The 24,414-nt window shown below is 42.5% G+C and carries 14 protein-coding genes; 5 read left to right on the top strand and 9 right to left on the bottom strand.

All coding sequences use genetic code 11. The features are described 5' to 3' along the window. The 3 genes from FSB76_RS24800 to FSB76_RS24790 are packed head-to-tail and all read right to left on the bottom strand — an operon-like array spanning nucleotide 1 to nucleotide 2,607. On the bottom strand, nucleotides 1-1,503 hold the full coding sequence (locus tag FSB76_RS24800; RefSeq protein ID WP_147058184.1) for a Y-family DNA polymerase: 1,503 nt from the start codon (nucleotides 1,501-1,503) through the stop codon (nucleotides 1-3). Beyond that, entirely contained in the window at nucleotides 1,496-2,224 is a 729-nt protein-coding gene (locus FSB76_RS24795; protein WP_147058182.1) for an ImuA family protein, read from the bottom strand. The genes FSB76_RS24800 and FSB76_RS24795 overlap by 8 nt, the downstream gene beginning before the upstream one ends. Before the next feature lie 5 nt (nucleotides 2,225-2,229). Continuing rightward, nucleotides 2,230-2,607 carry a hypothetical protein gene (locus FSB76_RS24790; RefSeq protein WP_147058180.1) on the bottom strand — a complete coding sequence of 126 codons (378 nt, stop codon included), beginning with the start codon at nucleotides 2,605-2,607 and terminating at the stop codon, nucleotides 2,230-2,232. Between the two features lie 393 nt (nucleotides 2,608-3,000). Between FSB76_RS24790 and FSB76_RS24785 the strand changes: the two genes are divergently transcribed. Both FSB76_RS24785 and FSB76_RS24780 read left to right on the top strand, forming a co-directional pair. Continuing rightward, on the top strand, nucleotides 3,001-3,609 hold the full coding sequence (locus tag FSB76_RS24785) for an alpha-ketoglutarate-dependent dioxygenase AlkB family protein (RefSeq protein ID WP_147058178.1): 609 nt from the start codon (nucleotides 3,001-3,003) through the stop codon (nucleotides 3,607-3,609). 733 nt (nucleotides 3,610-4,342) lie between these two features. Beyond that, nucleotides 4,343-5,272 (top strand): hypothetical protein, encoded by a 930-nt coding sequence (locus FSB76_RS24780; RefSeq protein ID WP_147058176.1) that lies wholly within the window; start codon nucleotides 4,343-4,345, stop codon nucleotides 5,270-5,272. A 6-nt stretch (nucleotides 5,273-5,278) separates the two neighbouring features. On the opposite strand, the gene FSB76_RS24775 is transcribed toward FSB76_RS24780, so the two are convergent. The 6 genes from FSB76_RS24775 to FSB76_RS24750 form a co-directional block, all read right to left on the bottom strand. Continuing rightward, nucleotides 5,279-8,617, bottom strand: a complete 3,339-nt coding sequence (locus tag FSB76_RS24775; protein WP_147058174.1) for an FG-GAP repeat domain-containing protein — start codon at nucleotides 8,615-8,617, stop codon at nucleotides 5,279-5,281. A gap of 8 nt (nucleotides 8,618-8,625) precedes the next feature. Beyond that, nucleotides 8,626-11,928, bottom strand: coding sequence for a VCBS repeat-containing protein (locus FSB76_RS24770; RefSeq protein WP_147058172.1), 3,303 nt, complete (start codon nucleotides 11,926-11,928; stop codon nucleotides 8,626-8,628). Between the two features lie 73 nt (nucleotides 11,929-12,001). Further along, nucleotides 12,002-13,549, bottom strand: a complete 1,548-nt coding sequence (locus FSB76_RS24765) for a RagB/SusD family nutrient uptake outer membrane protein (RefSeq protein ID WP_147058170.1) — start codon at nucleotides 13,547-13,549, stop codon at nucleotides 12,002-12,004. 10 nt (nucleotides 13,550-13,559) lie between these two features. Continuing rightward, a complete protein-coding gene (locus FSB76_RS24760) occupies nucleotides 13,560-16,472 on the bottom strand; it encodes a SusC/RagA family TonB-linked outer membrane protein (protein WP_158642977.1) in 2,913 nt (970 codons plus the stop codon). A gap of 567 nt (nucleotides 16,473-17,039) precedes the next feature. After that, nucleotides 17,040-18,611, bottom strand: a complete 1,572-nt coding sequence (locus tag FSB76_RS24755) for a DUF6377 domain-containing protein (RefSeq protein WP_147058166.1) — start codon at nucleotides 18,609-18,611, stop codon at nucleotides 17,040-17,042. A 274-nt stretch (nucleotides 18,612-18,885) separates the two neighbouring features. Continuing rightward, entirely contained in the window at nucleotides 18,886-19,875 is a 990-nt protein-coding gene (locus FSB76_RS24750; protein ID WP_147058164.1) for a LacI family DNA-binding transcriptional regulator, read from the bottom strand. Between the two features lie 425 nt (nucleotides 19,876-20,300). On the opposite strand from FSB76_RS24750, the gene FSB76_RS24745 reads away from it, so the two are divergent. Genes FSB76_RS24745 through FSB76_RS24735 form a run of 3 tightly spaced genes read left to right on the top strand, consistent with a single transcriptional unit; the run spans nucleotide 20,301 to nucleotide 24,343 of the window. Beyond that, a complete protein-coding gene (locus tag FSB76_RS24745) occupies nucleotides 20,301-20,942 on the top strand; it encodes a DUF6377 domain-containing protein (protein ID WP_147058162.1) in 642 nt (213 codons plus the stop codon). 44 nt (nucleotides 20,943-20,986) lie between these two features. Further along, nucleotides 20,987-22,339, top strand: a complete 1,353-nt coding sequence (locus tag FSB76_RS24740) for an MFS transporter (RefSeq protein ID WP_147058160.1) — start codon at nucleotides 20,987-20,989, stop codon at nucleotides 22,337-22,339. Nucleotides 22,340-22,390: 51 nt separating this feature from the next. Beyond that, a complete protein-coding gene (locus FSB76_RS24735; RefSeq protein ID WP_147058158.1) occupies nucleotides 22,391-24,343 on the top strand; it encodes an amylosucrase in 1,953 nt (650 codons plus the stop codon). Nucleotides 24,344-24,414 lie beyond the last annotated feature (71 nt).

Genomic DNA, 24,414 nt, shown 5'->3' with positions numbered 1-24,414 from the left:
CTATGCAAAAAAGCCATGAATAAACCATTCGTTAATTTCGCCCTCCACGTAATGCCCCAGCCGAAAGATCCAGTAGCGCTTACCATCTTCATCCTCCACATGGTAATAATCACGGCGTTCGCCGTTTTCAAGCCACCATTCGCGCTCAATGCGTTCAGGGCCATCAGCCTTTTTAATGTTGTGCACCTTATCCTGGTAAATAAAAAGCATGGGCGGATAATCGGGCACCAGCGATGTTACATGTACAGGCTGTGGCCGGGCCAAAAGTTGTGTGGGCCGTGGCCGGCTGATGCGCCAGTCGGTAGTGGATTTTTCCATTATGGTAGCAGCTTTTTTTACAGAACGCTCGGGCCAGTAATGCTGGGCCGGCAGGTAGCGGTGAATAACATTGGTATTTATTTTCCCGGCAATCCTGTCCAGCAGCTCGGCTACGCCGGTATCATCCAGGCCGCCAACCTCGCCCCAAAGGCGCTCTTGTACCGGATCGGCATCATCTACTTTGGGGGCATCCAGTACAAAAAGTTCGATACCCAGGGCGGGTTCTATCGTGGCTATTTTAAGCTCGAATAATTTAAAAAGATGCTCCACATGGTACGATGCACGGTTTGTACCTATCTGCACCTGCTCTATCTTACCATCCACCCGGTAGCACTTAAGTACACCTGTGCGCAACCCTTTGCCATCCTGTTGCAGTCGTTTACACATGCCTTCCAGTAATCGCCTGATCGCTATCTCTATCCCGGTGGCAGTATTGATGGGTTCCATGCATGGCAGGCGCTCCTGGTAGGGTTCAACGGGCTGTAATAATTGCATGGGTTCATCCTCGTTGCCCAAAGCCTGGTTAAGCCGCAACAGCAAATGCTCACCAAACCGCCGGCGTAGTACCGACCGTGGCATGCGGATAAAACTGCCGATGGTGCGCAGGCCCAGCTTTTGCAAACGATCTGTAATAACAGGCTCCAGCCGCAAGGCCACCGGCGGTAATGGCAGCAATGCTGTTGCCTGCCCGTAACTTTCAATAATGGGGCTCAGCCTGCCAAAACGCGCAATGGCCCAGGCCGCGCCAATACTATCGGCCATGGCGGCGCGGGCATCGTAGCCCTTGCTTCTTAATTTCAGCACTATCGTTTTCAAGTATTCCCGCTCGCCGCCCCAAAGGTGGGTACAGCCGGATACATCAAGGATCAGCCCATCGGGCAAATCAATGGCGATAATGGGCGTATAGCGGATGCACCACTCACCCAGCGCATGTAATAATTTGGCGGCACGGTCGGGTTGTTCATCTATCACCTGCAGGCCAACTATTATAGCTTTGGCATCGGCAGCAACCATGCCTGCTTTTACACCATGAACTTCGGCGGCACGGCTGGTTGCAGTAATTACCATACGGCCATGATCTTTTATCGCAAAAACAAAAGGCACATCTTTCAGTTCCGGCTGTTTCAGGGTAAGCCAGTCGGTAGTTAAATGACGAAACCATATGGACATAAACCGCTTAGGCATATTGCTGGTATGCTATTTCTGTTACCGCCTTCTCTTCAATAACCGGTACAAAATGGCCAGCCACCCATTCCACCTGCCAGCAGCCGGGGTTGCCGTTACGCGCTTTTAAAAGTTCCACCTGCCAGCGCGGGAAACCTACGCCGGGTAAATCATCTTCCAACTCGCTGGGCAGGTGCGTTATTTGCCAGCGGGATACACAGGCAGTGGTACTTAGTTTTTTAGCATCGGTACGCAACACAAAACCGGTAACCTTGCTGCTTTCAACCGCCAGCTGCAAACGGCGCGACTGGGTAAAGGTGATGCCCGGTAACTCGGCAATAACGGCTGCCAGGCCATCGCATTTCAGAGCTTCTTCGGTGGCCCAAAGCAAATCTTTTTCGCGCTGCAGGTCTATAAATATCACCCGCTCGGGCGGTACGCCAAATACTTTAAGCGCAGGCGGAAAAACCATACGCGCTTTGCTTATCCATAAACAAACCCCATTATGGCGCATCAATTGGGCCAGTATGCCGCCAATAAAACCGCTGGTAGCCGCGGCATGTTCGGGTTCGGTAGTTAAAAACTCATGCACCGCACCTACCGGAAAAATCCCGTTTGGAAAGGCAGCCTCGATAGGCCCCAGGCCAAAGCTATCGTCGGCCCCGGCAATGGGCGCTTTAAAGCCCTCCCACAATAAAATATCTTTTTTTAGCTGGCTGATAATATCCTTTTTTGTTTCCATGAGTTTCAGTTTAAAGTTGGTTCACGAAAAACAGGTATAAATAACCCCATATAAACCGTTAAGTGCACTACCATGTGCCTGCTGATGGCCTGCCCAATTTCCTGGATGGCCTGTACACTTAACGGGCTTTCATAATCAGCATTACGCGGGTCAGTTACAGGCTCAAAATAACGTTGTATATCGTCGTCCTGTACACGGGCGTTACGGTCGTACCATTCCCCCTGCTCCAGTTGCAGCATCATGGTGACAAACTCCCGGCCGTTATAAAACTCGATGATAAACTGCGGCGCATAGGGCAAATCCCATTGCTCAGGCGGCACCTCGTCCACCTGTATCCGGGTCATGCCCCGGCTTAGCTCCACATCAATATAAAATTCTTCCATCAGAAACAGACTACAAATCTAATGCTAAAAATATTAGCATTTTAATATCTTTGTAAAAAAAATTTAGCACAGAAGGGACAATGACGTATATCGCATGGCGGTGAAGACTCACCCGGCGAGGCTGCGCCCGCCACCCTCTCTTCGGCTTCGCCGGAAAGAGGGACTTGAAATTTTATCATTTGCTTTTTTGATAAACTTTTGATATTCAACGCTAAAGCCCCTATTTCCACCGCAGGTGAAGAGAGGGTGGCGGGCGCAGCCTCGCCGGGTGAGTCTTAGTCAGCCTTCATGCGAATGTTTCTGCAAATTTTAGTGCGAAATGGATAGTACAAAGCAATAACCGTCTGTTTTATATTTTTAGACAGATCTTCTTAGCAAAAATTGGAGGTTGATATGGAACAGCTATGTTTTTTTCCCGAGGCCGGGCAAAGTAAGGGCCTGCCCATCCATTTATTAGATTACCGCCCCGGCCTTTTTAATGAGCAGGAAAGCGATAGCCTGCTCCAAAAGTTTATTGCCGAAACGCCCTGGAAACAGCGGATACAAAGGATGTACGATAAGGATGTGCTAACCCCGCGCCTTACCGCCTGGTACGGCGACCCGGAGGTTTATGACTATGCTTCCCTAACTCAAAGCAAACCCAATTACTGGACGCCCGAACTGCTGATGATTAAAAATAAAATAGAACCATTGGCCGGCATCCAGTTTAACAGTGTATTGCTCAACTATTACCGCGATGGCAACGACTCGGTAGCCTGGCACAGCGACCGCGAAGATGTACTGGGTAAAAACCCCATCATCGCATCGGTAAGTTTTGGGCAGGTACGAAGCTTTGATATCCGCAGCAAACAGGATCATCATGAAAAATATTCGGTACGGTTGGAGCATGGCTCTTTCCTGCTGATGAAGGCCGGATTGCAGGAGCATTGGGAACACCGTATAGCAAAATCTGTAAAACCAATGAAAGCCAGGGTTAATTTGACATTTAGGGTGGTGATATGATTTTATATTTTTTGTAGAGACGCATACTTGCGTCTCTAAGTTCATTTATTTTGAGCCAGCATTTTTCAATTTCTAATTGAATATTCTTTTTCCTGATTTCTCTGCAATTTTGATGGTTAAATTCTGTTTCCAAATCAACAATCATTTCCCTATACTCTTTTAACCCCTTTTTAAACGATATATCCTCGATATTTTGAGTTATAAGAAAACTATTAAAAAACAAAATCCCGGAGATATAATAATGCAAATTCTCTGAATTGTTTCATCCTTGATTAAGGCCGATAAGCTTTCAAGTCCGGTGGTAATAGCGGTTACAGCCGCTTTAGGGTTATTAATAAAAATATTTGCCATTAAAAATCAAGAGCCTGCTTTTTTCTTCTGATGTTAAATGCCTGTTGACACTGTTAATTTTGTCGCTTTTTATAAAAGTGATCTCGTCAGAAGTTAGAATCCTAACAATCTCAATTATCGCAAGTATAAGGGGCAATCCTAAACAAACTATAGCTATAGAAATCAATATTCAGGGTTGCATAATCGTAGCTTTTAAGTCCTATACAAAGGGAAGTAATTATGAAAAAGTTTTATAAAAAACTGATTTATTCAATTTTATCATAATTAAGAGCACAGCAGCCTAATAGCATTGGCCTTATTTAATATGCCGCTGCTTATTTACGTTTCAAATGCCGCACATTGATCCATTATTTTTAAATTTGGATGCCCTTTTATAACCCAAATGAAGAAAACCGTACTGATAATTTTAGCTGCAATTGTAGTTATTGCCGCCCCAATATATTTGATAATCCCGTCTACCTTAACTGTAAGTAACCAATTAACTGTTGAAGCATCTGATGGTGTGGTAGCTAAATTCCTGGTACACCAACATCGATGGAAAAAATGGTGGCCCGGTACAAAAGTTAACGACAAGCAGTTTGCTTATCAAGGCGTACAATTTACCATTAATAAAACCACCAACAGCGGCGCAAATATTGATCTGCAACAAGGCAATTTCAAACTCGATGCCGATATCAGTTATTTAGCCGAAGACTTCGCGGCCAAAATATCTTTGCAGGCACAAAGGCAAAGCAGTATGAACCCGGTAAAAAGGGTTATGGATTATTTTGCAGCGCGCGATCTTCAAAACAAAACAGGGCAGGTTTTAGCCCGCTTCAAAACATTTTTAGAAGATCAGAAAAATGCCTACGGTTATAAAATTTATATAAATAAAGTTACAGACCCATTTTTACTTACAACAACCGCAAGCGCTGCTACCTACCCCGATATGCAAAGTATATATAGCAGTATCGAAAACCTGAAAAAGGAAGCTATAGCCAAAGGGGCCAAAATGACTAATTTCCCGATGCTGAATATCACCCAGGTGGGCAGTAAAGAATACCAAATTAGCTATGCTATCCCAATTGATAAAAAAATAACCCCAGGTAAAGGATCGGTTATCAACAACCTGGTTATGGGTGGCAACTTGCTGATAGCCGATGTAAAAGGCGGCCCCAATACAGTGAACAATGCATTTGAAGAAGTGAGGATTTATATGAAAGATCATAAATTGATAGCCCCTGCCATGCCTTTTGAATCGATGGTGACCGATAGGTATCTTGAAAAAGACACTTCAAAATGGGTTACCAAAATTTACTACCCCATATTTTAAAAGAGATTATGGGGTTACTAACATCAACCTGCCATCATAAGTAACAATGAGGTAATTGGTAGACATGGCCCTTTTTATAGTGCTGATGTACGGGAGCTCCTGGAAATTAAAGGCCGCGTTTACCATATAGCCGGGCGCCGAAAACTGTTTTTTATTTTTATCATAATGTAGACCAACCAGGCCTAAAGCGTCGTATTTGCCTTCGTAAGGCACTACACCCCAAAAGTTGCCGTTCAATAGCAAATCCCCGGCTTTATTATTTGCACGCATAATGGAGCGGATGGGCGCCTGCTGGTATTGATAAGGCAAAACTTCAAACTTGGTGGCATGCAGCACATCGCTTACAAAAATACTGCTGAACTGATTTGCGGCTAAACGGTTTTCTTCGTCCAGTTTGCCTTTAAATATTTCGGCTGTGGTTTTATCGGCCATTTTTTGGTAGCTCAGCCATTCCTTTTTCAGATACGGCAATTCCTGCTCCAAATCGTTTTTAGGGCGAAATGGATAGTATAACCCTTTTACACAGTAGGATAATATTAAATCGTTTTTACCATCCTTATCCAAATCATCATTGTAAGCATATAAAGGCTGTTCTGGCGATACATTGTATTTATTGTTGGTTCCCCAGTTTCCGGCTACCAGGTCGGCTTTACCATCGCCATCCACATCGGCTACCATTACTGATTGCCACCAGCCTTTTTGGTTATCCAGCACCGGCGATGAAAATTTATTCAGTGTTTTACCATCATTTAAAAATAGCTGTATTGGCTGCCACTCGGCAGTAATTACCAAATCGGGTTTACCATTGTGGTCAACATCGGCTGTAACTATGTCTGTTACATACTGGATAGCAGTAATATCGTTGTATTGTTTATCATGACTCACCTCAAAATTCCCGTTACCCTTGTTAATCAAAATGGTCGACGGTCGCGGTGCGGTATAGTTGGTATAAGAAATGCTACCCGTTAATAAAACATCACTCCGTCCATCTCCATTAAAATCAAACACGGCTATTTTAGCAGTTTGATTAACTATTTTGGGTAATGCCTTATACTCAAACTGGAAATTTCCTTTATTGATGTACAACCGTGACGGCAGCAGCTTATCACTTTCCTGGAAAGGGTGATTGGTGCTGATCACCAGCAAATCGGGTTTACCGTCATTATTAACGTCGGCCCAAACAGCCTGGCCATCACCGTAATCTTTAACCTGGTTAAATTGCGGCACCACAACTTTGGTATACCCTCCGTTTTTATCGCCCACAAGCAGGTATTTTTCCTCGCCGGCAAAGCCGCCCACGTAAATGTCATCAATACCATCACCATTAACATCGGCCACAGCAACAGCAGGTGTGTGCGGCAAATAAGTATGCGGCAATAACGAATAGTAATTAAAATCGGGCGTATCAAAAGGCTTTAACCTTGCCAGCAACTTAGCCTGAACCGGCGTATAATCAAAGGGTTGCTTATTACTGATAAACGTATTTATTACCGACGACACATCACCCGTTGATTGCGTTTGGGCGCTATCAAATTTCATTACCGTTTTAGTCCCTGGCTTAAAATCCCTTACCAGTTGCCAGCTGTTATCCGGCCATACCACCAATAGCTCTTCGGGTTTATCGTTAGGCAAAAAAGTAAAAAGCAACTCGTTGCTCAGGTTACTGGCGTAGGCATTACTGGTTTGAATTTCCTGGTGATCCAGCTGCTTACCCGATTTCAGGAAAAACTTTGTACCAATACCATCCGGATTGGCTTTGGTATATTTAACAGCATATTTCAAATACGCCGGCTTATCTTTTCCGCTACCTTCCATGGTGGTATTATTGTAAATGTAGGCTTGTTCATCCATGTTGTTGGTTACAATTTCCAGGTCGCCGTCATTATCCAGATCCACGGCTACCGAGCCGGCAGAGATAGACGGCTTTTGCATGTCGTTGTTAAAAGAGGCGTCGGTAAACTTTAACAGGTCATCGCCATGATAAAAAAAGTTGTGTACGGCACCATCAGGCATCATGTTGATCTTGTCTTTATCAAATACCCGGCTGGCCTTATATTCCCTCATTACATCAGGGTTGCCCAGGTATTTCAGGTAATCCATATCGTTAAGCCGTTTTTTTATGCCGTTGCTAAAAAACATATCCTTGCGGCCATCCATATCAAAATCCTGTACCAGGGGCGACCATGTCCAATCAGTAGCCGATACGCCACTATACAAACCCATATCAACAAACTTATTGCCGTTACCAACATTAAGCTGCAGGCAGTTTTTTGAATACTGGTAGTAATAGCCGGCATTAACCTCCTGGTTGTAAATATCCAGCGGCTCGTCATTAATTGTCGACCGTAGCGCTTTCAAATCCTCGGGCAACATATCGGTAGTCAGCACATCCAGGTGCCCGTCTTTATTGATATCGCTGATGGTATTACCCATCGAGAACAAACTGGTATGGCCAAAAGCGCTTTTCAGCTGTTCTTTAAAAGTGCCGTCGTGCTGGTTGATGTAATAATAATCCTGTTCAAAAAAATCGTTGCTTACATAAATATCGTCCCAGCCATCATTGTTCAAATCGCCAACACTAAGGCCAAGGCCATAACCTATCGGCGCGCTGTAAATGCCCGATTTGGCAGTAACATCGGTAAAATGCCCGTTATCGTTCCTGAAAAGATGGTCGCCTGCATCATGGCTGTATTTAAACCTTAAGGTCGAGTCGCCGTAGGTATCATTACTATGTACCGAGGAGGTGAGCAGGAACATATCCAGGTCGCCATCTTTATCATAATCAAAAAACGAGACCTGGGTGGAAAAACCTGCAAAATCCAACCCATATTTGGCAGCAGATTCTGTAAAGGTCAAATCTCCGTTGTTGATATAAAGCTGATTTTTACCTTTAAAGCCTTTGTAACCGGACACTACCGATACGTAAATATCTTTAAGTCCATCTCCATTGATATCAACAACCGTTACGCCGGTTTTCCAGTTACCCGTGCCGGCTACGCCCGCTTTGGCTGTAATATCTTCAAATTTTAAATTGCCCTTGTTAAGATATAGTTTATCGGAACCCTGGTTAGATACAAAATACAAATCCTGCAGGCCATCGTTATTAAAATCGGCAGCGGCTACGCCGGCACCGTTGTAGAAATACAGATAATCGAGAATATTAACCGAATCGGAAACTGTATTTACGTTAACAAAATTTAACCCGGTTTTATCGGCCGGTAATAATTTAAAAACACCCTCGCCTGCCTTATTAGGCTTGCAGGCCGATAGCAAAACCATCCCGATAAAACAGCTCCACAACAAAAACTTCGCCGGCAATGATTTGTATATTTTGTAAAACAACATTTTAAATATTAACGGAGTTTATAAGCTTTTAAAGGTTCGTCATTGATGCCAAACAGGTAGTATTTGCCTCCCGATGGATTTTTGATAACCAGCGACGACCGCACCTGCCCACGCAAATCAAATCCTGTTTTTACCGGCGGCAAATAGGTAAAGCCATTTTTGTTAAATTGATAAACCAGGCCGCGGTTGGCATCAAGCCGGCCTATTTCGGGCTTAAAGCCATAAAAATTGCCGGCTAAAATTATTTTGGTATTGCCGGCGCTACCCATATCATCGCACAAAATGGTGTTCACCATTGATAATTGAGCATCGGCAGGCAGCAATTTGCAGGTGAATTTTTTGCCGTTATTTAAAAATACGGCCGAGGCCAAAAAGTTCATTTCATGAATTTCGGCACCTTCCAGCATTTCGGGGGTAAATACCTCGTTAAAAGGTTTACCTGCATAATCCACATATTGTAAAAAGCGTTTTTTCAATATAGGCAGTTGGCCAACCAAATCGGGTTTCATATGAAAAACATAGCTGACATCATCACTGCGGTACATAGATGTTACGCATTCTTTTGTGCCATTATTATCAAAATCTTTAATATAAATCTTCATAGGCTCGGTAAACGAGGCCCTGAACTTGGAGTTTAATCCAATGTTGCCGCCAATAATATCCAGATGGCCATCGCCGTCTACATCGGCTACTTCCAGGCTGCTCCACCAGCCCTTGTAATTTGCCAGTTGGGTATCTTCGGTAAATTTGCCCTTATGGTTCCTGAAAATGCGGATGCCCATCCAGTTTCCGGCTACGATCAGATCCGGGTAGCCATCTTTATCCAGGTCGGCCCATTTGGCCGATGTAACCATCCCCAATTTGGTATCCGGCCCTAATACCGAGGCAGATACATCGGTAAAATGGCCATTACCATCGTTATGAAAAACATATGATTTTGGCGAACAGCCATAAAGCCCGGGCACACTCCTGCCCCCAATAAATAAATCGGGGTGGCCATCGGCATCATAATCTGCCGATATGACCACCGACGCGTTAACCCCTGCATGTAGTGTGCGGCTTGCATCACGATGGAAGTTTCCTTTGCCATCGTTTTCATAAAACCTGGGGAAATAAACCGGCGTACCGGCTTCATCGGCATTGCCCCCTACCCCTATGATAAGGTCCTGGTCGCCATCACCATCAAAATCGGCAAATACAGCACCGGCATTTTCAAGGTAGCTTTGTTTAGCCAAATCATCGGGGATGCTTTGTTTAAAGCTGCCGTTTTTTTGTTGTATGTAGATAGCCGCCGCCCCGTTTTTGGAACTGCCAAAATAAAAATCAGTTAAGCCATCGCCATTTACATCGGCGCTTGCCATGTAAGGGTTTTCGGTTGATAACATTTGCAGCATCAGCCGCTCGTTGTCAAAATCTATAAAATCATCCTCTTTATGCCTGGGGATGCTATCAAACACAGCTTTGGTTACATCGGCAAATAATGATTTGACTACCGGCTTGTTCCAGTTATAGTTCAAATTTGCATCAGTTTGCTTACAGGTATAAACCCTATCGCCTTTAATATTTTTAATTAGCTGATATTTGCCGCCCGGCCAAATGACCTGGAGCGAATCAACCTGTTTATATTTGCCTGTACCTATAGTAAGCAAATTGGGCGATGTGCAGCTTTGAAAACCACGGGTGGGCTGGTTGTAGTAAATAAGCGCACTGCCTTTCATAAAGGCTTTGATGGTTGTGCCCACACCAAAGGTATTTAACCCGGTACCTTTTAGCTTTAGCTGAATATGATGATTGCCATTTTTTTCGGCATTACTTTTATAAACGTATACAGGCATGTTTACGTTATTAACCACCAGGTCGTTATCGCCATCGTTATCCAGATCGGCATAGGCGGCGCCGTTGCTGAAGGATGGCTTATCTAAACCAAAATCGGCAGCTTTATTGCTAAATGTAAGGTTGTGGTTATTGAGATAAGCGTAATTTGACAAGGGCGTTGATACCATTTTATCTGTAAAATCCTTAAAATCAAACTTTTTACGACCTTCGGCTATTTTGGCCATGTTATCCCTATTGCCCAAAAATTCGATATAATCCTGATCGGTAAGGTCTTTGTAAATGCCGTTGGAGATGAAAATATCTTTCCAGCCGTCGTTATCCATATCAAACATCAACGCTCCCCAGCTCCAGTCGGTAGCGGCTATACCCGAGTAAAAAGCAGTTTCGGAAAATGTTCCGTCGCCATTATTTACCTGCAGGCAGTTTTGCATATACTGATTGTAATAACCATCGTGCTGTTTGGCCTTGATTACATCGTACGATTCAAACGAGGTCATTTTTTTGAGGCGCTTATCGCCTTCGGGCAGCATCTCGGTAGTAAAAATATCATACTGCCCATCGTTATTAATATCGGCAATGTCCGATCCCATCGAGGCCAGGCTCAGGTGGCCGGTCTCATTTTGGATATCCTCTTTAAACGTTCCGTTTTTTTGGTTAATGTAGAGGTAATCGCGTTCAAAAAAATCGTTAGATACATAAATATCAGGGTAACCATCCTGGTTAACATCGGCCACAGATACGCCAAGGCCAAACCCTATATCGCTTGAAAAAATACCGGCCTGTTGTGTTACGTTGGTAAAATGGCCGCCGTCATTACGATACAGGCGGGCACCACCCAAGGGGTCGACAACCTCGCGCAGGTTTTTGCTAAAATCAAAAGAGCCAATTGGCCTGAATGAGTTATTCAACACAAAGCAATCCAGGTCGCCGTCGTTATCATAGTCAAAAAATATGGCCTGGGTTGATAATCCATTATCTACCAGGCCATATTTTTCGGCCTCTTCCTTAAACGTACCATCGTGCTGGTTAATAAATAATTCGTTCCCTTTTTCTTTGCCACGGGCGTTGCCGCTGTGGCAAACATAAATATCCAGCCATCCATCACCATTAATGTCAACCATAGTTGCGCCGGTGCTCCAGTATTTGGTGCCTTTCACCCCAGCTTTGGCCGTAGCATTTTCAAATTTCCAGTTGCCTTTGTTTATAAAAAGCTGGTTGCCCCCGGTATTTGAAGTGAGGTAAACGTCATTAAGCCCATCGTTATTAACATCGCCAATAGCAACGCCGCCGCCGTTATAATAATTACGGTAGCTAAATACATTGGTACGGTCCTTATCGGTTAACTGGTTTATAAAAGTTATGCCTGTTTCATCATTGGGTTGTAACGAAAACAACGTGTTTTTTTGACCACCGTTACAGCTCCATAATAGAAAAATTCCTGCAAAAACAAAAGACCACTTTTTAAATAGCATCATATAATTGGCAAAAAACAAACGTAGCGGAAATTTTCCGCTACGTTCTGTTATAAATCAAATAAACCCCAATATATTAATAACCTGCGTTTTGTTTAAGGTTAGGATTGGTATCCACAGCACGCTGAGGAATAGGGTATAAAGTTCTTGTTTTATCGGTTTTGTTAGGGCGTTGATCAACCGGGTCATTGAATTTTTCGAAACGGATAAGGTCATTCCTTCTCCATCCTTCATAATACAGTTCGCGGCCACGTTCGGCCAATAAATTGGCTGCTGTTAATGAGCCCAATGCAGTTGCGCCACGTGTTGTTCTTAAATTATTAACAATACCCAAAGCTGTTTGGCCGTTAGGATCGGTACCGCCACGCATAATAGCTTCAGCTTTCATTAATAGTACATCAGAGTAACGTAAAAGGATGTATGTATTAGTTGCATAATCATCATTTACAGAACCATCAGGTTTAGGCTGAGGGAAATATTTAATAACCCTGATACCTTGTGCCTCGGTTGAGTAATTTAAGTTAACATCCGGAGTAAAAATCAATGGCTGACCACCACGTTGTTTTAAGGCAACATTGCCCGGACCGTATTGCTGGCCGATAAGGAAACCAGTTCTTAAACCATTGTATTCGGTTAATTTTGGATAAGTACCACCAATACGCTCATCGCTGGCCTCAAAGCTGTGATAAAAATCGGCAAGGGTTGTAAAACCGTTCCAGCTGCTTGGGCTTTGGTTGTAGTGCATACCCATTCTCCAACGGTTGTGGGTATTTGCCGGCGCATTTGTAGAGGTATTAATACGGCCGAAGATGATCTCGGTACTTAATGTGGTGTTATCCCATGAAAAGTTATCAAAGTATTTACCAGGGCCATTTAAATGAAAACCTGCGGCAGTTACCGCGTTGCAATAGCCTATTACTTTGTTCATATCCGCAGCATCAAAAGTAAACGGACCGCCAACGGTTGTTGCTTTGTATACAGCTTTATTAAGGTAAACCTTGGCCAAAAGCGCCTGTGCAGCGGCTTTACCGGCATGGCCAATGTCGGTTGGTGTGCCAAGATTAGCTTCTGCAAATTCCAGATCTTTAATTATAAAATCTGTTGCTGCGCTACGGTTATAAACTGTAGGTATTGCATCTACCGAGCCAGCTGGATCTCTGAAAGGTGCCTGGCCATAAAGGTCAACTACTTCAAACATAAAGTAAGCCCTTAAAAAGCTGGCTTCGCCTTTTACCTGGTTGGTTACGCCAGATGCATTGATAACCTGTGTGGCGCGGTAAACACCTGTGTTCAACTCGTCCCAGGTATCATTTACCTGGTTGTGGAAGGCATCCCAGGTATGCGTGTGCAATTTACGCCATGTTCCAAAATCGCCCCAGTCAGTTCCCCTTGTAGGGCCCATCATTTCGTCTGTTGGGTGCTCTTGCAATGCGTAAGTATTGGCCTGGTTTGATTGTCCGTTTAATTGCGAGTATACGCCACCAAGGTCGCCAGAAGATCCATTACTTGCCGCCCTAACTTCCTTTGAACCATAAACCTTTTCATTCAGTTTTGTACAACTCATTGAGGCAAGCACAAGTGCTGCCAGGCAGGTTGTTCCAATTTTTATTGTTAATTTTTTCATATCAATATTTTTAAAATCCTGCATTAATTCCAAAAGTGTAGGTACGTGCCTTTGGATAGCCGGTATAATCAATACCTCTTGATGGCACGTTGTTAATTTGTTTGTTAACGTTAATTTCGGGATCAAGTCCTTTGTAGCCTGTAATTAAAGCCAGGTTTTGTCCGGTTAAGCTAAACCTAAGCGTTTTAAATATCTTGCTGTTTTTGATAGGGAATGTATAACCAAGGTTAACGTTTGATACACGTAAAAAGTCGCCTTTTTCTAACCAACGGGTTGATACCTGCCCAGAGTTTAACGGATTTTCGTTGGTGAAAGCAACATCACGCGATACGTTGTGGCCAGTAAGCAAGCTACCTCTGTAGAAGTAAGCATTGGCTGTGTTATCATACACGTAGAAACCGGTAACCGCGTTTAAGAAAACGCTTAAATTCCAGTTGCCATAAGTAAAGTTATTGGTTAAGCTGGCGGTAAACTTAGGAAGCGCGCTGCCCTGCAAAGTCTGCACGTCAATACCATTAGGATAAATACCAAAACCATCTTTATCTAACCCGTTGTATTGGGCCACTTTAAATGTGAACAATGGATAGCCGTTTTGGATAACCTGCGAGAACGCGCCAGAAAGGCCCTGGCCGTTGATAGCACCTGTTTGTACAACACGACCTGTAAAGTTCTGAACATTGTTTTTCAGGAACGTCATGTTATAATTAACATCCCATTGGAATTTTGGACCTTTAACTGCTTCAAGGTTTAAGCCTATCTCTAAACCTTTGTTAATAACGTTTCCTGGTAAGTTGATCCAGATACCGGGAGCTGCCGTTGGTTGCGGGAATGCATTGAAAAACAAAAGATCTTTAGTGCTTTTGTTAAAGTAATCAACAGTACCTGATAAACGGCCGCCAACGATTGTGAAATCAATACCAGCGCCGTAAGCAGTGGTTGTTTCCCATTTCAAGTTAGGGTTAGGGAAGTAAAGCTGGCTGCTGTTGCCTGCCAAATCTGTCTGGAATACAGACAACGACTGATAAGCCGGGAATTCCTGGTTACCTGTTTTACCGTAATTTAAGCGCAAGCTTAAATCATCAAATAAGCTTTTAGGAGCAAAACTTTCATTAATGATTTTCCATTTAAGTGCCAAAGCCGGGAAAGTAGCATATTTATGGTTCGCACCGAATTTAGATGACCCATCGGTACGTACTGTAGCAGTCAATAAATACTTGTCTTTATAGGAATAATTTAACCTTGCATAATATGATTGCAGTTCAGACTTGGTTGTATCACCAAAAAGAGGAAACCTGTCTTTAAAATCATTCATATTTTTAACCAATACGTTTTTTGTAGAGGTTTGGGTTCTGATATCAATAAGGCTTTTGTTGTTGAATACCTGGTATGAATAACCGCCTAAAATTGTAAATGAACTGTTATCGCTCCATTTCTTTTCGTAGGTTAAGGTTTGCTCAGTGATCTGGCTGCTCAATTTCACAGTTTGCAAATCACCCTGGCCAATTCCGGAAATTGAAGGAACTGTTTTGCCCCTGATGGTGCTGCTGCTTGTATAACCCTGAATAGTTGGGTCATAAAAGGTAGTGCGTTTTGCCAGCGAATAGTCGTTACCAAAAGTACCGCGGTAGCTTAAGCCTTTGGCCAGTTTTACAGTGATGCCTATGTTGCTGAGTAACCTGTTAATATTGTCGCTGTCATAAGTGTTATTCAACATATCAACCGGGTTAAGGTTACTGCCGTCAAAGTAATAAGTACCGTCAGCATTCTTAATCGGGTAGGTTGGGTTAAGGCCAATTGTAGCGCCAATTAAACTACCCTGGAAACCAGCATCGTTGGTTACCGGGGCATATTGATTTTTCACATTTGAACCTGCCAACGTAAGGTCTAATTTTACTACATCTTTAAATAACGACTGGTTGGCGTTTAAGTGACCGGTTAAACGTTTTAAGCCGGATTTTTTGATGACACCGTTTTGGTCATCGTAACCAAACGAGGCCCTGTAGCTAAAACCATCTTTAGCACCGCCAAAACCAAGGTTTATGGTTTGCGAAACGGATTTGCGGAAAATCTGATCCTGCCAGTTGGTATTTGCACCTTTGTTAATGGCATTAGCATCAGCGCCCACACCGGCAACAGCCTTCAAAAAGTCGGGGCCATTCAGGATATCATAACGGCTTGCAGTGGTACTTAATGAAGTATTTTCTGAAAACTGGATACCTTGTCCTTTACGGCCTTTCCTGGTGGTAATTAATACCACACCGTTGGCGCCACGTGAACCGTAAATTGCCGAAGCCGATGCATCCTTTAATATAGAGATGTTTTCGATATCGTTAGGGTTCAAAAATGATAGCGGATTCCTTGCAGATGACATACCAATAGGGCTTGAACCGCTTGAGGCAGCATAAGTATCATTTGATACAGGCACACCATCAATTACATACAACGGATCATTACCGGCCCTTATTGACCCGGTACCGCGGATATTGATAGAAGCTCCTCCACCAGGCTCACCGCTTGACTGGGTTACTGTAACGCCGGCAATACGCCCTTGCAGCAATTGATCAGGAGTTGAAATAACACCTTTGTTAAAGTCTTTAGTGCCAATAGATGCCACAGAACCTGTTGCGTCTTTTACCTTCTGGGTACCATAGCCAATTACAACTACTTCATTTAATGATCTGCTTGTAGTTTCAAGGCTTACATTAATAGATGTGCGGCCATCGAGGTTTACCGTTTGGCCAACGTAGCCAATGTAGGAGAATTTAATTGCGGTAACGTTACCGGCAACAGATAATTTGTAATCACCATCTGCGGTTGTAATGGCGCCACCCGTAGCGCCTACGGCGGTTACCGATACTCCCGGAAGTGCTGATCCATCTTTCTTGTCAGTTACTTTTCCTGTAATAACTTTATTCTGAGCCATTACTGCGGCTGAGAAAAAGAGAAATACAGCAAAGAAACATACTTTGAGTAAGTGTTTAAATTGCATAATTACTGAGATTTAGTTGAATTGGTTTAATTAACTGGTTTAGACTTTTTTGGTTTGACAAAATAACCCCTCAATTAGTCGCCGGCATATCTTAAAGTATTTTTTTAATCGAGACCTTGGTAAAAATACTTAATTAAACATTAAAAAATCTCGTTTAAAACCAATTAACTCGGATTCACCTGAGAACTTAACTAACAATACCTGCTACTGAAAATGTAATGGTTTATAATATTACACCTGAAAATCTTATGCAATTTAGTTATTAAAGCAGTAGAAAAATGTGATGTGGGACACAAGATTGGTAAAATGTATATAATTTTAAATTTATATAAATATTTTCGACGTTTTTATTTTTCAAATACCTAATTATCAGATAATTAAAAAAACTCAAGTGGTAAAAAATATAAAGTTTTTATTACCTCTATTTTAACAAAATCCGGTACTAAATTATCTAAAAACTACTTTTCAAACTTTATAAATGAATATTGAAGCATCAAAAAATTAGCTGATGTCAAAAGGTTTGATATTCATGATGCGTTGCTCAAATTGTTCGGGGTGTAATGATTTGGCTTTGATGCGCATTTTATAAACGTAGATGGTATTCACAGAATATTCTAATATTTTTGCAATAGTATCGTTATCGGCAATACCCATTCTGATAAGCGCGAATATTCTTAAATCGGTGTTCAATAACTCATCCTCCTGCGGCCAAATCTGATCTTTTTCGTCAAACAGACTGTTAAATACATTGATAAAATTTGGAAATATTTTCACAAAAATATGGTCAAAACTATAGTATAAACTCTCACGCTCTTTTTTAATATCTATATTGTTGATAAGCGAGGTAATGGCATCATACTTTTTCATCGATATTTTGGCCTCGATAGATACCTTCAGGTTCTCAAGCTTTAATATATATCCCGATATCGCTTTAAAAAACTGCCCGATATATTCTTCCTTAATTTTGGCGTCAACCAGCAGCTTACCGTTTATATCGTTAAGCTGTACATTTTTCCCTTCAATTATCTTTTCTTTAGCTTTTAGTTTTTTCAGTTGTTTTACAATCATCACCAGGAAAAACACTACTAACAATGCCAGGGCAGTTAATGTAAGCAGCAGTACAAGGAAGCGGTTCTTTTGGTGTTCCGAATTATTGAGTTCGGCGGCGGCTATAATTGGTAAAATCGACCCAATTTGTATTTTTCGCTGCCTTGCGCCATAAAAATCGGCATCTTCTTTAGCCAATTGTATAAAGCTGTAAGCATCTTTTATATTGCCCTCTTTATATAAAAGATCGGCCAAGGTATAAAGTGCAACCGTTTCTCGGGTAGATGATTTAATATCGGCGATGGCTGATTGAATCATCAGGTTAATGCCCTCTTCTTTTTGATTATCCTGTAAGTAAATCATCCCCAATGAGCAGGAAACCATTGCTCTTAAGTGCATGGTTATCACCATATCTTTTTCAAGCAGCTTGCCAAACCAAATTTTACCCTGAATGTAGTTACGCTCCTGTAGTTTTTGTAAACCCAACAGGTAATTACGGCTCACAAAATCGTCGCCGCAAAAAGATATTGCCGAATCAATAGATTTGTTACCGGCTGTAATGTAACCGGGCGTAAAATATTTATCGTTGCTATAATTAGCTATATCGTAATAACACCTGCCCAAAAAAAAATAATAGTCAATTTTGGCCGGATTCTCCAAAACCTTAACATCAACCTTGTGCAAATAGTCAAAAGCTTCATGAAACATGCCCGACGACAGCAGGATGAATGCCATTTTTACATAGCTATAATACTCCCCCTGCTTATCGCCCCGCTGCTTACTTAAGGCTATCATCTTATCCACATAAACATAGGCCGAATCAAACTGGTAACCCTTATACTCGCTGTAAATACTGTTTAATGTAGAAAACTGGGCGTCATAATCATTTTTGGATAGCCTCGATCTGTATAGTTTCAGCTTATTAATCCGCAACTCTTTAGTGTGCTCATATGTGCTTTTTTTTCCAATCTCGGTTTTTAATTCTTCAAGTAAATTATTTGTTGTATCAGATGCAAATGTTGACAAAGAAGTTATTAACAATAAGAAACAGAAAAAATACTTCATGCTTATATAATTCAAAGGTTTAAACAAATTGGTTAACCAGCCCTTCACGGAGCAATATTCACGTAAACTGTAACCGTATAAAAACAACTCCGGTACAGGTTTTCTTTTATTTTACTACTATGAAATTGAAATTACGGGTTTATATCTCAAAGATATATAAAGGAGCAGTCTTTACGGCTTACTTTATTAACATTATTAAACCCTACCGGTGTATTAGCACTGCCGCTACAGCCTGTTAAAGCGAACCTCCCTCTACCAGAGTGGAGTTAATTTTGATCTCATGTGTCCCGGTATTTCCGGCTATGCATGCCATCATTTTTACAAAAGCACTTTTTGCCAGTTTAAAGCCGCTGGTTTCAATATAGGTAATTTGCGGATAATAAAATGTGGGCACCTGGCCTTCACTTATAGCTATAATACCTACGTCATCAGGTACCCTTAACTGTAAGGTTTGCACAGCTTTCATCACCCCTATCAATATCTCGTCGCTCATGCAAAATATGGCATCGGGCTGTTGCCGGGCTAACTTACTCATGACAACCTCAAAAGATTCATTTATTGAGCCTGCGTGATAAATGGCTAACCTAACTTCGGCATTTGCCACCCTCAATGTTTCGGTGAAAGCGCTTAGTCTTTTTTTGGTGATGGATAGCTCTTCATTTCCAAAAACGCCAAGGATGTTTAGCTTGTTTTTGGCTATCAGTGTTTTAGCGGCTATGGCGGCTGCCATTACATCATCAACGCATATTTTTATACAACTTTCTGCTGCCGGCACTTTATCAAAAAAAACAATTGGGATTGGATGATCGCCTTGTTTATAAAAGTTGCCTATATCTGTGGTTTTGGTAGTTACAGAAATAAATATGCCCGAAACCCTCCCCTGTCTGCACCTTTTAAGATTTTGCTGCTCTATCAGCGGGTCGTCGCCAGATTGCAACATCATTAACGAATAACCATACAGCCGCACTTCTTCTTCGAGTGAGCTGATGAATGACTGGTAAAAATCATTAGCAATGGTGGGTATAATTACTGCCAGTTCCTTGCTTTGGTTGGTCCGCAGGTTAATGGCGTAGGTATTTGGTTCGTATTCGGCAACGGCAGCAAGCTCTTTAACCTTTTGCCTGGTTTCTTTTGAAATATCCGGATGATCTTTAAGTGCCCGCGAAACTGTTGAGATACTTAAATTAAGCATCTCGGCAAGTCTTTTTAAAGTTATATCAGGCATGGGTTGGCTGTTGGTAATCGGCAATTAAAAGTAGTACATTTTTTCGGTTTCAATTTATCTATATCCTTTAACATTTAAAACAACACTTATGTGCCGGTTCTGTACACTCATCCAACATTATGATCTGGATTTTCTTAACTATTTTTCAACAACAAACATTATCGCAAACGTTTGCAGGCTGTTGCAAACCTTATTCTGGTTGTAGTGCGTATAAAACCTGAAAGCTAAATCTTACTTTTAAAAAAGTATTACCAATTATAACCTGTTACCTTTTTGCCAGCTAAATTACCAAAGACATGAGCATATATCATACTGCCTCCGTTTTTTCATTTTTTTGCTATACTTATCTTTTTGAAATAAGCGGAATAGCTTTTTTAAAAGATATACCTGCGTTTATAATTCACCTCCCCTCAATATATACCGTTATGGCTGTAGCCCTCACGGTATCGGTATTGATATCAGTTGCCTCTATATCCAGAGTTTTTATATTATCAAAACAAACAAAGTTGCAGCAGGATATTATAGCAGGGCAGCAATCGCGGCTACTTACCTTAAATGAAATAATAGAACAGAACGGCCAAAGTAAAGCCGACCATATAGGCCACTTTGTTTGCCTGGTATCTGACTATATTACCAAATTTGAAAAGCTGCACCGAAGTATAAAGCGAAATACCGACGTAAAAACCTACCGGGAAATACTTCCATTTTTCAACGAAACAGATATTAAACAAGAACGCAAATTGCTTTGCCGCGACTTTGACAAGTACTTTTTAAAGGCCTTTCCCAATTTTGTTATGGAATTTAATGCGATGCTGAAAAAGGACGACCAGATATGGCCAAAACGCATTGGGCAGTTAAATACCGAACTGCGCATTTTTGCCCTCATGAAACTGGGCATTTCCGATTGTGAAACGATAGCAGGCATCTTAGAATATTCGGCCAATACCATCTACGTTTATAAAATGCGCATCAAAGCCAGGCTTAATGTGCCTGCCGATGATGTAAATGGCGTTCCTTTGTTTAAAGCTTCATTTGATGAAGCCGGACGTTACGTTAAATCTGCTTAAAAATGCTATACTCTTTTCAACACCACACCATTTAACAAACCACCATGTCCATTTTAAAACCCCGTTTAAGTTTCTGGCAAATCATTAATATGAATGTCGGTTTTTTCGGCATCCAGTATAGCTTCGGGCTTCAGCAAACTGCTATAAATCCCCTATATACTTTTTTGCATGCCAGGCCCGAAGATCTGCCACTGCTCAATTTAGCAGGACCAATGACGGGGCTACTCATCCAACCGCTTATTGGCGCCCTTAGCGACAGAACATGGCATCCGCGCTGGGGCAGGCGTAAACCTTTCTTTTTAGTTGGTGCCATTTTTTGCAGCCTTTGCCTTTTTGCGTTTCCCTTTAGCAGGGCGTTATGGATGGCCGTTGGCTTACTGTGGATATTAGATGCAGCCAATAATACCGCTATGGAACCTTACCGGGCATTTATAGCCGATAAGCTGCCCGAAAAGCAACGAGCCTTTGGCTTTTTAACTCAAAGTTTTTTTACAGGCCTGGGTATTACCCTGGCCAATTTATCGCTTGGTTTTTTCAAAAACATCATATCGGGCGGTACCAAAACCAGCGACGGGCAATCAGGTATCCCCTACTGGGTTTTCGGGTCGTTTTTTGTCGGCGCAATCTGCTCTATAATCTCGGTGGTTTGGTCGGTAACAACCACGCCCGAGATTCCCCCTACTGAAGCTGAACTGACCGAACTAAGGAGCAGAAAAAAGGGGCTTTTTGAACCTATAAAAGAAATTTTTACGGCTATTAAAGATATGCCCGGCATTATGTGGAAACTGGCATTGGTATATCTTTTTCAGTGGTATGCCATGTTTTGCTACTGGCAGTTTGTATCGTTAAGCATAGCAAAATCGGTGTTTCATACCACGCCCGATGGTAATAAGGAGCTGTATGAGCAGGCTGTAGTATGGGCGGGCAAAGTAAACGGATTTTATAATATAGTTACCTTTTGCTCGGCGTTCGGTTTGGTTTGGCTTGCGCAAAAATTCAGCGCCAAATATGTGCATATTGGCTGCCTGCTCATGGCTGGCATAGCCTTGTTGGTATTCCCACATCTTACCGACAAAAATTTGTTGTTTGCGCCAATGGTGGGTTTTGGTATAGCCTGGGCCAGCATGATGGGCGTACCTTACATTATGGTAATAGGCAGCATCCCCAAAGAGCGTTATGGCGTTTATATGGGCATCATCAACATGATGATTGTTGTACCTATGATATTACAAACCATCAGCTTTGGCTTTATTTACAAAAACTTCCTGGGCGATAACCCATTAAATGCCATCACTTTTGCAGGAGTATTGCTATTAATAGCAGCTGCAGCCACTATACGCATTAAAAAAGATACCATAACAGATGATGTAATAGTACCAGCTGGGGCCGGGCATTAATTATATCTACAATCTGTTTTATCAACTTATTTTGGATAAAAATTTATAATCGTGTACAACCATCAATTACATCAGCGGGTTAATAGCATTTTAAGCCAATACAACCTTGACATAGCCGGCAGCGACAATGCATTTTATATACGGTTGATGACCAGCGCCGATACCATCCGGGAGCTTTATCAGGAGATTTATAGCGGGCATACGACCGCTGCGCCAGTATTCGAACAACTGTTTTTAAATATTATCAAGGCTTATTCGGCCAGGCCTGCGACGTTTAAAAACAAAGACGAAGCAAAGGTCGCAAAGGATAATTGGTTTTTAAGTAACCAAATTACCGGCATGAGCCTTTACGTGGATAGGTTTTGCGGCACATTAGGCAACCTGGGCAATAAACTGGCTTATTTTGAAAAACTGGGGGTAAACTTTTTGCACCTGATGCCCCTATTTGAAAGCCCGCCCGCCGCAAGCGATGGCGGGTACGCAGTATCCGATTTCAGAAGGGTAGATGAACGGTTTGGATCACTGGCCGATTTAAAGCGGCTGCGCCGGAAGATGGACACCAAACAAATGTACCTCATGACGGATATTGTGCTTAACCATGCATCCAACCAGCATGAATGGGCATTAAAGGCAAAAAATGGCGACCCTAAATACCAGGACTATTTTTACATGTATGATGACAGGGCAATTCCCGATCAATACGACCAAACCATGCCCGAAATTTTCCCGGAAAGCTCGCCGGGAAACTTTACTTACGTACCGGAGTGCAATAAATGGGTAATGACGGTGTTCCATCATTACCAGTGGGATTTAAATTATAGCAACCCCGCTGTATTCCTGGAGATGTTGGATATTGTGCTTTTTTACGCCAACCTGGGTGTAGATCTTCTGCGGATTGACGCACCCGCATTTATCTGGAAGCAACTGGGTACCAATTGCCAAAACCTGCCGCAAGCCCACATATTGTTGCGCCTTATAAAGCAATGTGTGTTGGTAGCCGCGCCGGGGCTGGCGCTGCTTGGCGAAGCCATTGTGGCCCCCGCCGAGATTATGAAATACTTTGGCAATGGCCGGTTTGCCGCTAAAGAATGCGATTTTGCCTATAATGCTACCCAAATGGCACTGCAGTGGGATATGCTGGCAACCGGCGATACCCGTGTAATGCTTGCCGCGCAAAGCCAATTACAGCAAAAACCATACGGAGCCTCGTGGATTACCTATACCAGGTGCCATGACGATATTGGTTTGGGTTACGACGATGAAATGATCAGGAAAGCCGGTTATGACCCATATCGGCACCGCCGCTTTTTGCAGGACTATTATACAGGCAATTTTGTGTCGAGCCCATCTGCGGGTGCTCTATTTTCGGCTAATCCCCAAACGGGCGATGCCCGCATCAGCGGCTCGCTGGCTTCATTATGCGGCCTTGAAAAGGCTATAAAACGTAATGATACAGGAGCAATAAACACGGCCATTCAAAAAATTTTACTGATGCAGGCGCACAGCTTTTTTCTTGGCGGCATACCCATGATTTTTTATGGCGATGAGGTAGGTTATACCAACGACTACTCCTATTTAACCGATGAGGCTAAAAGCTATGATAACCGGTGGATGCACCGCCCGGTAATTGACTGGCATAAAAATGAATTAATAAACAGCCCTGATACAGTTGAAAATATTGTTTTTTCGGGCACCCAAAAGTTAATTGCCATCCGCAAAAAAATACCCGCCGTGGCCGATCATAATAACCTGGCCTGGTTTAAGCCATATAACATCCATGTAGCGGGCTACTCACGGGCCTACGAGGGACAAGTATTTTATGGGGTATTTAACTTTAGCAACGAAGTATGTTACCTGTCTTGGGCAGCCTTTGGCTTAAACCAGGGTAATATCACGCAGTTAACTGATCATTGGACCGGCAAAGATTACATTGTTAGTAATAGTGACGAGCACCTGATAATTGAGCCTTTCGGTTTTCATTTAATAGAGGCTTTACAAGCTTAATCCAGCAATAATTTGCAATACTCATTGGTTAAATTGTTATTTCATTTGATTTTGTAGCAACTATCACCTTG

This window comes from Mucilaginibacter ginsenosidivorax, from assembly GCF_007971525.1.
GTDB lineage: Bacteria > Bacteroidota > Bacteroidia > Sphingobacteriales > Sphingobacteriaceae > Mucilaginibacter > Mucilaginibacter ginsenosidivorax.
The sequence above is the reverse complement of the archived record's forward strand: the minus strand, read 5'-3'. Positions and strand labels throughout refer to the sequence as shown.